This window comes from Rufibacter roseolus (assembly GCF_017916365.1).
Lineage (GTDB): Bacteria > Bacteroidota > Bacteroidia > Cytophagales > Hymenobacteraceae > Nibribacter > Nibribacter roseolus.
On record NZ_JAFMSU010000003.1, the window covers coordinates 204,116 to 216,399 of the forward strand.

General features: G+C 51.4%; 8 protein-coding genes. 7 read left to right on the forward strand and 1 reads right to left on the reverse strand.

Annotation, left to right across the window (positions count from 1 at the left end):
* Window positions 1-2: 2 nt before the first annotated feature.
* Complete coding sequence (locus tag J3P35_RS16710) at window positions 3-1,313, reverse strand: DUF4270 family protein (RefSeq protein WP_210465812.1); 1,311 nt, start codon at window positions 1,311-1,313, stop codon at window positions 3-5.
* Window positions 1,314-2,270: 957 nt separating this feature from the next.
* Here J3P35_RS16710 and J3P35_RS16715 point away from each other — a divergent pair.
* The 7 genes from J3P35_RS16715 to J3P35_RS16745 all read left to right on the forward strand — a co-directional run bounded on the left by J3P35_RS16715 (window position 2,271) and on the right by J3P35_RS16745 (window position 12,179).
* Entirely contained in the window at window positions 2,271-3,905 is a 1,635-nt protein-coding gene (locus J3P35_RS16715; protein WP_210465813.1) for a M28 family peptidase, read from the forward strand.
* A 696-nt stretch (window positions 3,906-4,601) separates the two neighbouring features.
* Entirely contained in the window at window positions 4,602-5,084 is a 483-nt protein-coding gene (locus tag J3P35_RS16720) for a GbsR/MarR family transcriptional regulator (protein ID WP_210465814.1), read from the forward strand.
* Between the two features lie 73 nt (window positions 5,085-5,157).
* Window positions 5,158-6,513 (forward strand): TolC family protein, encoded by a 1,356-nt coding sequence (locus J3P35_RS16725; protein ID WP_210465815.1) that lies wholly within the window; start codon window positions 5,158-5,160, stop codon window positions 6,511-6,513.
* A 20-nt stretch (window positions 6,514-6,533) separates the two neighbouring features.
* Entirely contained in the window at window positions 6,534-7,592 is a 1,059-nt protein-coding gene (locus J3P35_RS16730) for an efflux RND transporter periplasmic adaptor subunit (RefSeq protein ID WP_210465816.1), read from the forward strand.
* Window positions 7,593-7,632: 40 nt separating this feature from the next.
* On the forward strand, window positions 7,633-10,836 hold the full coding sequence (locus J3P35_RS16735) for an efflux RND transporter permease subunit (RefSeq protein WP_210465817.1): 3,204 nt from the start codon (window positions 7,633-7,635) through the stop codon (window positions 10,834-10,836).
* Between the two features lie 259 nt (window positions 10,837-11,095).
* A complete protein-coding gene (locus J3P35_RS16740; protein WP_210465818.1) occupies window positions 11,096-11,350 on the forward strand; it encodes an acyl carrier protein in 255 nt (84 codons plus the stop codon).
* A 406-nt stretch (window positions 11,351-11,756) separates the two neighbouring features.
* A complete protein-coding gene (locus J3P35_RS16745) occupies window positions 11,757-12,179 on the forward strand; it encodes a MarR family winged helix-turn-helix transcriptional regulator (RefSeq protein ID WP_210465819.1) in 423 nt (140 codons plus the stop codon).
* The last annotated feature ends 105 nt before the right edge of the window (window positions 12,180-12,284 follow it).

Here is a 12,284-nt window from a genome sequence, read left to right on the forward strand (position 1 = left end):
GTTTACTGGTTTAACTTGGTGTAAAAAATTCTGAGCCGCACGCGGTTGGCGGCATGGTGCTGACCTCCCACATTTATCTTGTTTACTTCTGAGAGAAAGGATTCTGAGACAGCGGCCACCAGGAGCCCATTGTTGGGTTTGGTGCCGGCCAGCAGTTGGTCCAGGTACTCGGTGATGACAAACCGGTATTTAGACTGCATGTCAAACTCGGCATCGGGCTGGTAAGTGGCCGTCTGGGCTTCTGTGGTGGAATAGTCCTTGAGCAGCGGTGAGCCCGGCACGTTCATTTCCCCGGATTGGTAAAGGGCCAGGGTCTGGGGCGGAGGCGAAGGATAGCGGTTGGTGTTGGTGACCGGCACCACCTCCAGCACGGCCTTGTGAATGAGCGTGGCGCCCAACCCGCTTTTCAGGGTGGCCAGGTAAGGAAAATCCAGCTTGACCATGATCCCCGTACCTGATTGCGCAAAAGCCATGTCATCTTTGGCTGTGCTACTCACCGTCTGCCCACGCTTGAGGCCTTTGAAGACCGACTGGCCGTAATCACCCGTTACCTGGTTGAACTGGGTATTGCCGGTGGTCAGGGCAAAGTCATAGGAAGAGATATCTGAGGCAGCAGGATTGGTATAGTAGAGCCTCACCTTCACCCCGCTGCCGGTCACACCCAGAATAACTTTCTGCCCCGAGGCACTGATCCGGAAACCGTTCATGATTTTTTTATAATCCGCGGCGTTGAGGGCAGTACCGCCGTTTTTCTGCAGCGCCAGAAGCTTTCTTCCCATCTCATCTGGCAGGGTTACCTCAATGCTGTCGCCGCTGGCGGGTCTAGGGGCAAAAGTGTGCGTGGCCAGGGGCTGGGCCTCCGGCTGGAAGCTGGACACATTGTACAAACCAGTGGAGGCATAGAAATAAGAATTGGGCACCTCCGTGCCGATGTAGGGCGGCAGAGCCCTAGTTTCTATGGCTTCCTCTAACTGGTGCACCTGCAGGGTCATGCGCGCAGTGGTATCACCATAGGAATAGCCTGAGTAAGGGAGGATCAGCTTCACGGAATCATAGGTGGCTTCCTCGTCAATGGTGGCGTAGTCCACCAGGTTGAGCTGGAAGTAAGCGCTGGCCGTAGTCTCCCCGATCACCGCATCAGGGTAGTTCCCAAAGAGCAGGGTCCCGGTACCCGAGGTTACCACTGAGTCCAGCAAAACCGTGGACACATTCACCGTGACCGTGTCTGAGTACTGCACCGCCTGGGTCTCTCCCTGCAGGTCCAACCCGATTGCCCCGCCTTCTGAACAGGAAAAAATTGCTTGAGAAAGCAAGAGCAGGCAACAAGCTCTGAGAAAATCTTGGCGGAGAAAAGGTAAAGGCATAGTGGAAAAGGTGATCTGTTCCACAAACTTGGCGTAATGAGGCCCCGGCCACAACCAGAAAAGAAGTCAAGAGGACAATCTGCGGGGTGAAACGGCTATATGGGCCTTTGTAGCTTCAAGGCAATTAAAAGCAGGCGTATTTCCCTTTTAAGGCCGTTTTTTAAGAAGTTTCAACTTTTTCAGAAAGATTGGAACAGACCTTGCTGTACTTATTGTTGTATCTACAAGAATGAAAATTGGAAAGAATTGTAAAAAATAATTCCTATATTCATTCAAACGCCGTAAAATCTTCTTGACCCAACGGCGTTGAGAGTACAATGGTAGAAGGGAGAGAACAGGCTCTATGAACTTCTGGCAACTAATCAATCAGTTGCTGCACCCTGTCCAACTTTTATTTCTAAACCCATGACAAGCAACACAGTTTCATCCATCGCTTCGTTACTGAAAGAATTGATTTCAAGATTAACCGGCCCTACTCTGCAACCAGTACCCGTTCCAGTTCGGCAGCAATCGCGCTAATTCACTATCTGGAGTTTGCAGGCAAGTGCCGTAGAAGCCTTTCCCTGACTTAATCACCACCAATGCATAAACAGAATCCCTGCCTCTTCTTGCGGCAGGGATTTTTTGTTATCCTAAACAGGGGAAGTTTTGCCTCCTCATTCCCCCTTCTCTTAGGTAACCTGGCCACTGTTTAAGAGCCATTTTCAGGAAAACAGGTCTGAAACGGAGAGTTATCCCGCCAGCAAACTTCCGGCTAGCCAAGTGCCTTTGCCTCCGATTTATGGTTTAGCACGGATTTTGCAAAAACGTCCTTCAAACGGTTGGCGCGTTTAATCTTTCCCCAGGACGCCCGCAGTTCGGTTTTTTCTTCTTTATTTTAGAGACCAGATACCACTTATCTAAAAAATGAAATTCAAATCTCTTCTTTTAGGTGCCCTGCTTGTCTCGGGCACTTCCTTCGCGCAGTCACTTACCCTGGACAAAGAGGTGACCAAGCAGCTCAACACCGTAAAACCCGAGGCCATCAAAGCCCACATCAAGTACTTAGCGGATGACAAATTACAGGGCCGCCTGCCGGGCACACCGGGTTACCAGATGGCCGTGGACTATGTGGTGCAGCAGTTCAAGAAATTGGGCATTCAGCCAGGCGGCGAAAATGGCACCTATCTGCAGACCGTGAGACTCAGAAAAGCGTTCACGGGCAAAGACGCCACCTTGGCTTTCACCACAAACCAGGGTACTAAGTCGCTGATCCCTGGCGTTGATTTCACCATTTACCCAAATCCGCAGAACCCAACCGTTACGCTGGATGCTCCTTTGGCTTTCGCCGGTTACGGCATCACCGCCCCTGAGGTGGGTTATGATGACTATGCCAACCTGGATGTGAAAGGCAAAGTGGTGGTGATCCTGAGAGGCGCGCCCAAGAACTTCCATTCTACTATTGCGGCCGCCAGCGTGAACTTCTCCACCATCCTGCAGAACGCGGTGAACCACGGTGCTGTGGGAGTGATCATCGGGAACAACAACCCCAAGGCCAGGGTACCGGATCTGTCGCGCGGGGCCAACAGCGTCATGGGTGCCGATGGAAAAGTAGCCGCCTCCGGCAGTTTTGTCGCTGACCAGGTTAAAATGCTTTCTTACGTTAATGCCGCCACGTTCCAGACTTTGCTGCAGGGTGCGGGCCTGGACACAACCCAAGTAGTAGCAAACCTCCAGAAAGGCACGCCTAATTCAGCGGCCTTGCCGGCAAAGGTGCAGGCTAAGTTTACCTCTACCTACCAGGATTTTGATTCTTATAACGTAGCCGGCAAGATCACCGGCTCAGACCCTACCCTGCGTGAGGAGTACGTGGTGCACAGCGCTCACCTGGACCATATGGGCATCAGTACGCCGGTGAAAGGTGATTCTATTTATAACGGCGCCCATGACAATGCCTCGGGCGTGGCCAGCGTGCTGGAGATTGCCAAAGTGTATTCCCAACTGAAGCAGAAGCCCAAACGGTCGCTTTTGTTTGTGCTGGTGACCGGCGAGGAAATGGGCCTGCTGGGCTCGCAGTACTTCGCCAAATACCCTACCGTGCCCAAGCAGAAGATTGTAGCTGATATCAACACCGACATGCCCACCATCATTGCGCCGCTTCTCTCAGCAGTGGCTTTGGGGGCCGAGCACTCCTCTTTGAAAGAACCGGTGGCTAAGGCGGCAGGTTACCTGGGCATTGCCATGGAAGCCGATCCGGAGCCAGACCAGAACCGCTTTGTGCGCAGTGACCAGTTCAGCTTTGTAGCGCAGGGCATTCCAGCGCTGCACATCAAATACGGAAACAAAACCAAGGACGGGCAGAACAACCTAAACAAGCAGGTGGAGGTTTGGCGCGCCGCTTTCTACCACAAACCGCAGGATGAACTAAACGACTCCTTTGATTTTGAGGCGGGCAAGCGCTACGTGCAACTGAACTTCCTTATCAGTTACCAGGTGGCCCAGGCCGCGGAACGCCCCACCTGGAACCCAAACGACTTCTTCGGGGTGCGCTATAAGAAGTAGGCCATCTTTTTAAATTAAGTTGCTGGCTTTATCCCGCTTCGGGGCTGTTTTCTGGAAAACAGCCCCGAAGCGGGATTTTTCATTTTGGGCTGTTCGTAAAGTGATGAGGAGTTGGCGGAGATGGAACGCTGTTGCTTTGTGGTGGCCAAACCTACCCCCCCCGGGAAGGGAATTCCCCTGGTGCTTTGGGTTGGTTACAGATGGGTTAACGCCTATAATTGTCCTCTGCAGGGGAAGTCGGCCGGGTGGTTAGTTACGATTCAGGCCTGTTTTCAAGAAATCGCCTGTAAAACATCTTTCTGAGGAATCATCCAGCAGTTTTTTTATACCATGGGCCTTGCACAGGTTTAAATTCAAACAGAAGCTCCTTTGTGAAAGGACAAAGGTTAAACCCGCGTGTGTGGAAGGTGCTGTAGGCGGACCTTTAAATACAGCGCCCTTTCATCCTGATAGATGACGTCGTTGCAGTGCAACGACGCTAAATATTACCCTGGTACGACGTTACACCGTAACGTCGTACCAGCTCTTCAATCCTGCAACAACAGTCATTTCTTAACTAAACAAATTCTATACAAAATATTCACGACCATGTAGTTAAATCAACAAACTGGTAAATTGTAAAATATTCCACAAATTTGGTTCTTAAAATTATGAACCAACGAAACTAACAACTACCTTTGTGCTGTTCTAAAACATATGAAAGGAACGATTGTGGCACAGCTAACTGAAGAACAAAGACAATTGATTGAGAAGATCGGGATTTTCCATGAGCAGCAGGGCTTCCCTCCTGCCACTGGGAGAATCATGGGTCTGCTGTTTGTCTCTGATAAGCCGGGCTTGAGTTTCGAGGAGATCCTTGAGACCCTGAACATCAGCAAGAGCGCCACCAGCAATGCGTTGAACATGCTGTTGCAGATGCGCGTGATTGAGTACACCACCTTCCCCGGCGACCGGAAACGCTACTTTAGTGTGTTGTTGGACAATTGGCACCAGGAGGTCATCAACAAAATGGAATCCATTCTGGGCTTCAGCAAATTGTTGAGACAGGCCAATGAACTAAGAGGCAACGTGAACCCCGAGATGAACGAGAAGGTGCTGGAACGCATTGAGTTCATGGAGTTTCTCTCTAAGGAGGTTCCAGCGCTTATGCAGAAGTGGCTTAAAGAAAGACAGAAATAATTTTTTTGCCTATTTGGTTCTTTTTATTAAGAACTAACTAATAAGATACAAACCAATTACTAATTATAATACTGTGAACAAGAAGCATTTCATACTGAGCCTGCTCCTCTCTTTGGTGGCCAGCTTCAGTTATGCCCAAACCCAGCCAAAAGGCGCTGTTCTCACACTCAAAGACGCCCTGAACTTTGCCACCACCAACAACGTGGCCATTAAGCAGGCGCAGTTAGATGAGCAGGGGGCGGAATACAAAATCAGCGAAACCAAAGGCTCCGGGTTGCCTCAGTTGAGCGGTACCGGCCAATTGACCGTGTCTCCCTCGGTTCCTACCCAGCTTTTGCCAGGTGAGATCCTGGGCCAGCCAGGCACCTACATCCCGGTGAAATTCGGGCAGAAGTACAACGCCAACGGGGGACTGGAGTTATCGCAGCTGATTTTCAGCAAATCCTACTTTGTAGGGCTGGAGGCCGCCGCCACTACCCGTGACCTGTACCGCCTGCGCACGCAGATGAGCCAGGAAGACGTGATCTACAATGTGAGCTCGGCCTACCTGCAGGCGCTGCAGACCAAAGAGCAGTTCAATACCATTGAGGCGCAGTACAACAAACTGGTGCAACTGGAGAAAATTTTGAAACTGCAGTACAAGAACGACTTTGCCAAGAAGGTAGACGTGAGCCGTATCACGGTAAACAAAACCAACTTGGAAAGCCAGCGCCAAAGCCTGGCCGCTGCCTATGAGCAACGCAAGAACGCCCTTAAGTTCTTCATGGGCATGCCCATGGACCAGGAGTTTGAGCTTTCAGACTCCACCACCCTGTCCAACACCACGCTGCCGCTAACCGCCAACGCAAACGAGATTGTGGCCCAACGCGCCGACTACAAAGCCTTGCAGACCCAGAAGAAACTGTACGGCTTGAACATAGAGAACATCAAAGGCAAAGGCTTCCCTACTTTGGCCGGATTTGGGCAATACGCTTACCAAGCCCAGCGCCAGCAGTTCAACTTGTTTGACACCAGCCAGCCTTGGTTCAACACCTTCGTGCTGGGCGTGAAATTGAACATCCCCATCTTTGACGGTTTTCAGCGCAAAAACCAGGTGAGACAAGCCGAGCTGGAAGTGAAGAAAACAGAGCTGACCATGCAGAACCTGGCCCTGGGCACCCAGATGGGACTGGACAACGCCCTGAAACAGATCTCCACTAGCCAACTGGCCATTGAAAACCAGGAGCGCAACGTGCAGCTTGCGCAGGAGGTGTACGCCACCACCAATGACCTGTACAAAGAAGGCTTATCCCCGCTGACAGAGTTATTGGATGCCGAGGTAGCGCTCCGCGAAGCCCAGACCAACCTGAACAACGAAAGACTGAAATATAAAATCGCGCAGCTTGATTACGTGAAGGCGCGCGGCGAACTCAAAAACCTCATCAACTAAGCACGCACACAACTAAAAAAATGAAAAAACTGATTTATATCCTCGTTGTTGTTGTCTTGATAGGCGCGGTAGCTTATACCCTCAACAAGAATAAGAAGGAGATGACGGAAAAGGCCGCCGTGGCCGAGATCAAAAGTGAAGCCATTCCGGTGACCTTAACCGAGGTACAGTCTGCCAAACTGGACAAGTCGTTTACCGCCCAAGGTAACTTCCGCCCAGTGCAGAGCCTTACCCTTTATTCAGAGACTGCCGGTCAGATCCAACGCGTGCTCAAACGCAAAGGCGACAAAGTACGCGCCGGTGAACTTCTGGTGCAGGTAGAAGACAATACCATGAGCGCCAACCTGGCCACTGCCCAGGCAAACTACCAGAAAGCGCAGAAGGACCTGGAGCGCATGAAAAACCTGGCGGCCGGTGATGCCATCACCAAACGCCAGTTAGAGGAGGCCCAGATCAACGTAGCTTCTACCCGTGCCCAGTTAGTTGCGGCCCGCCAGAACCAAGGCAACACCCGCGTAACCGCTCCTATCAGCGGCGAGATCAATGAAATGTACATTGAGGTAGGATCTTTCCTGACCCCTGGTAACACCAAGATGTACGACATCGTGAACGTAGACCGCCTGAAGCTGAACGTGAAGGTTTCAGAGGCCGAGGTGCTGCTCATCAGCCGGGGCCAAAAAGTAAAAGTAACCGCCAATGCCGGTGGTGCCCAGGAATACGAAGGTACTGTGACCGCCATCGGCGCAGCCGCAGACCCTACCCTTAAATTTGATGTGGAGGTTGAGGTGAAAAACGCCGCCAACAACAACCTGCGCGCCGGTATGTACGGCACCGCTTTCTTCCAGGTAGCCGATCAGCGCGACGCCCTGTTGCTGGCCCGTGAATCTATTGTGGGTAGCATCCAGGACCCAAGCGTGTACGTGGTGAAAGACAACAAAGCCTACCTCCGGAAGGTGAAAGTAGGGGTTGTAACGCAAGACCAGGTAGAGATCCTGGACGGCATCCAGCCCGGTGAGAAGGTAGTGCAGAGCGGACAGATCAACCTGCGTGAAGGCATTCAAGTGACTACCCTCAAGTAATCAAGACAAGTAGCTTTTCTTATTCAGAAGAAGTTTAGAAATGAATATAACCAAATTATCTATCCAGCGGTCAACCCTGGTGGTGGTGGTCTTCACGGTACTCACCCTCCTGGGCGTTGTCTCCTATCAATCGCTCAACTACGAGTTGCTGCCTAAGTTCAGCCCGCCCGTATTGACGGTGACTACGCTGTACCCCGGGGCTTCGCCCAACGAGGTGGAGAACTCAGTGACCAAAGAGATTGAAGACGTGCTTTCTTCCCTGGAGAACGTGAAAGAGATGAAAGGAACCTCCCTGGAGAGTTTCTCTATCATCACCGTGCAGCTGAACCAGGGTACCAACGTGGACCTGAGCTTACAGGATGCCCAGCGGAAGATCAACACCATTCTGGCCCGTTTGCCAGAGGACGCTGATGCCCCTACCCTGAACAAGTTTGACTTTGACGACTTGCCTATCATCAAGATGGGAGCCACGGCCAACATGTCTGGCACAGAGTTCTTCGATCTGATTGACAACAAAATCAAACCGGAACTTTCCCGTGTGCCCGGTATGGCCCAGATCAAAATCCTGGGTGGTACTGAGCGGGAGATCAAAGTGAACATTCAGGCGGCCAAACTGGAAGCCTATGGAATCTCCATTCTGCAGGTACAGCAGAAGATCAGGAACTCTAACCTGGACTTCCCTACCGGTAGAATCAAAAACGAGAACGGCCAAACCCAGCTGCGTCTCTCTGGTAAATACCAGAACCTTGACCAACTGCGTAACCTGGTGATCAAGGAAGACCAGAACGGCATTGTACGCTTAGCTGACTTAGCGGAGGTGCAGGATACCCAGAAAGACACCGAGGTGTTGAGCCGTATCAACTCGAAACCATCGGTAGGTATCACCATCCAGAAGCAGTCAGATGCCAACGCCGTGGAAGTAAGCCGCCTCACCAAAGAAGCGCTTGCCAGCCTGGAGAAAACCTATGAGAAAGAGGGCCTGAAGTTCAACATCGCTTCAGACAGCTCTGACTTTACCCTGGAAGCCGCTGACTCTGTGATGCACGACCTGGTGATTGCCGTGGTGCTGGTAGCAGTGGTAATGCTGTTGTTCCTGCACTCCCTGCGGAACGCCGTGATTGTGATGGTGTCTATCCCGGCCTCTTTGGTGGCTACGTTCATTGCCATGTACCTGCTGGGTTACTCTCTGAACCTGATGTCATTGCTGGCTCTTTCGCTGGTAGTAGGTATCCTGGTAGATGACGCCATTGTGGTGATTGAGAACATCTACCGTCACATGGAGATGGGCAAGAACCCGGCGCAGGCTGCCTATGACGGGATCAAGGAAATTATGGCCACGGTTACCTCTATTACCCTGGTAATTGTGGTGGTGTTCATCCCGATCGCCTTGTCCTCAGGTCTGGTGTCTGACATTCTGCGGCAGTTTGCCGTGGTAGTGGCCATTGCCACCATGATCTCCCTGTTCGTGGCTTTCACCCTGATTCCGTTGCTGGCCAGCCGCTTCTCCAAACTGGAGCACGTGTCAGACAAAAACATGTTCGGGCGCTTTATCCTTTGGTTTGAGCGTTTGCTGGACAGAATCATTGAAGGTTTCACCGGCGCTTTGCAGTGGGCGTTCAACCATAAGTTCATCACGCTGGCCTTGACCTTTGTGCTGCTGATCTCTTCCTTCATGCTGGTGCCGTTTGGCTACATCGGGTCTGAGTTTATCCCGGCCGGTGACCGCGGTGAGGTGAGCTTACAGCTGGAGCTGCCCAAGAACGCAACCGTGGAGCAGACGAACAACGCCACCAAACAGGTGGAAGAGTACCTGCGCAGCATGCCTGAGGTGAAACGGGTGTTCACCACTGTGGGTACCACGGCCTCCTCACAGCAGGGCCAGAACTCGGCGTATCAGTCTGAGTTGTCTGTGGCGCTGGTAGACGTGAAGGAGCGTTCATTCAGTACACAGCAATTCAGCCGCCAGGCCAAAGCCGATATTGAGAGCAAACTGCCCAACGTGGAGGTGACCCCGGTACCGGTAGGTCTGGTAGGTAACGCCCAGGCCCCTATCCAGGTGGTATTGTCAGGCCCTAACTTAGATACCCTGCTGGCTTTCTCACAGCGCGTGATGAAAGTGTTGGAAGGCGTGGAAGGAACCGTGGACGTGGAAACCTCAGTAGAAGGCGGTAACCCCGAGATTGAGGTAGTGGTGGACCGCGACAAGATGGCTAGCGTAGGCATGTCTCTGGAAAGCGTGGGCGCCGGTATGCAGATGGCCTTCTCTGGTAACACAGACGCTACTTTCCGTTCCGGAACCGAGGACTACGACATCAACATCCGCCTGGATGAGTTTGACCGCCGTAACGTGACCGATATCGCGAACCTTTCCTTTGTGAACAACCAGGGCAAACTGGTGCGCCTGGGTCAATTCGCCGACATCAGACAGTCTACCGGTCCTTCTCAGCTGGAGCGTACAAACCGCGTGACTTCTTTGAACGTGAACTCGCAGGTAATCGGCCGTCCGGCTGGTTCAGTGGGTGCTGATATCCAGGCTATCCTAGGTACCGCGGAGAAACCAGGCAAAATCAGAATCCCGAACGGGGTAACGGTAGACTACGCCGGTGATTTGAAAAACCAGAGCGAAGGTTTCGGTACGCTGGGGATTGCCTTGATGGCCTCTATCATCTTCGTGTACCTGATCATGGTGGCCTTATATGACTCCTATGTGTATCCGCTGGTGGTATTGTTCTCCATTCCGCTCGCGATCATCGGAGCCTTACTGGCCCTGGCTTTGGCCGCCCAGTCACTGAGTATCTTCTCTATCCTGGGTATTATCATGATGATTGGTCTGGTAGCCAAGAACGCCATTATGGTGGTGGACTTCACAAACCAGATGAAGAAGGAAGGACACCACGTGAAAGACGCCTTGCTGGAAGCCGTGAGAATCCGTTTCCGCCCCATCTTGATGACCACCCTGGCGATGGTGATTGGTATGCTGCCTATCGCGTTGGCCGGTGGTTCCGTAGCTGCTACCAAGAACGGCCTGGCCTGGGCCTTGATCGGGGGTCTGAGCTCTTCCATGTTCCTGACTTTGATTGTGGTGCCGATTATCTACTATGGATTTGACCGCATCCTAGCCAAGTTTGGATGGGATAAGACGACTGAGATTGTTTTGATAGACAAAACCGCCGAAGAGCTGGAGCGCGAAACCGCCGAGCTGGAAGCGAAAAAAGAGCACAAGGGCGAGCACGCCGTGGCATAAATAACAACACTCAACCTGAATAATGAATGATAAACAAAGGCGGGCGTATTTTGCGCCCGCTTTTATCACTTTCATGCAGGATACCTCACACCTTGATGACACAAACCCAAAGGCGTCGTACATTTGTCGCCCCGTTTGTCACCGGTCCTTGAAAACCTTTGGGCAGATAGCTCCGGTTTCTGAGAAAACAGGCCAAAAACCGGTGGTTTACTTCCATTCGTTTAAAAGACTTACCATAGAACACGTTTACCCTACTTATATGATATCCCTAGCAGCACCCTCCGTTACCCAGAAGGTGGTAGAAATCATCAATGACGTAAAGAGAATTCGGCCTTCCAGGCTCCGTACCTCTTCTGACCTCAGCAAGGAATTCGGTTTTGACACCGTAGACCTGGTCAGCGTTATCTGGGAACTGGAGAAAAGCTTCCAGATAGATATCCCCGATGAGCTCCCGCTCAATACCCTGGGAGACTTCGTGGATTTCGTTTCCAGCCACACCAAGAACCTCAACTAAGCATACCCCAGGCACCGCAAGGCTAGGGGCGTTTCTCCCCTGTTTTCCCAAAACCAGCCGATAAACGCCTCGTGCCTTGCGGTGTTTTTTTATAAGTAAGAACCAGCTTCCGTTTAGGGACTCATTTCTGAAAAAGAGGCGCAAAACAAGACCTTAGCCATTGCTGTAGTCCTGCCTTTGGAAGCTTACTATCCTGTTTTCAAACCAGGCAACACACACAGAACAGAAAGCAGCAAAAGCCTGAGGCTCAGGGACAACCAAAGGTAATCCGGAAGAAGAATAAAATGACTGCATATCCCTGTAAACCACTTTTCTGGCTTTCAGGCGCTATCGTTTAGGATACCAAATAATAGTTGACATCATCAACTATTATTCCCAAATTTGCCTCAGTTAATAAGGGAAAGAAATGAACGAGGCGTCACATCTTGGTTTACTTATCGCCAGAACCGGCCTTGTGCTGGGGAAAGCGGTAGAGAAAGAGTTTGAAGCCGCCAACCTTGATCTCACTTACCAGCATTTCATCTTCCTGAATGTTTTGTCTAAAGGCAACAAACTCATCCAGCAAGACCTCGCTGATATTGTGAAGATTGACAAATCGGCGGTACTGCGGGTGATTGCGGCCCTGGAAGAGAAGAACTTGGTGGAGAGAACCGGTGATACCTGTGACAGAAGGAAAAAGACCTTACACCTCACCGTACTGGGTAAAGCCCTCCTGAAACAGGCCCTGCAGATAGAGCATAGAATCAACACAAAACTGCAAGACGGCCTGGCCAAAGAAGAAGTGGACACTTTTGTGAAAGTAGCGTTGCACTTTAGGAATAAAGTTTAAAAATTTATATATATTTAGTTGATAAACTCAACTACTTACAAAATAAATAGTTGACCCGGTCAACTACCCTACAGACACAAAAATCCACCTCCCCCATGTTGCTGT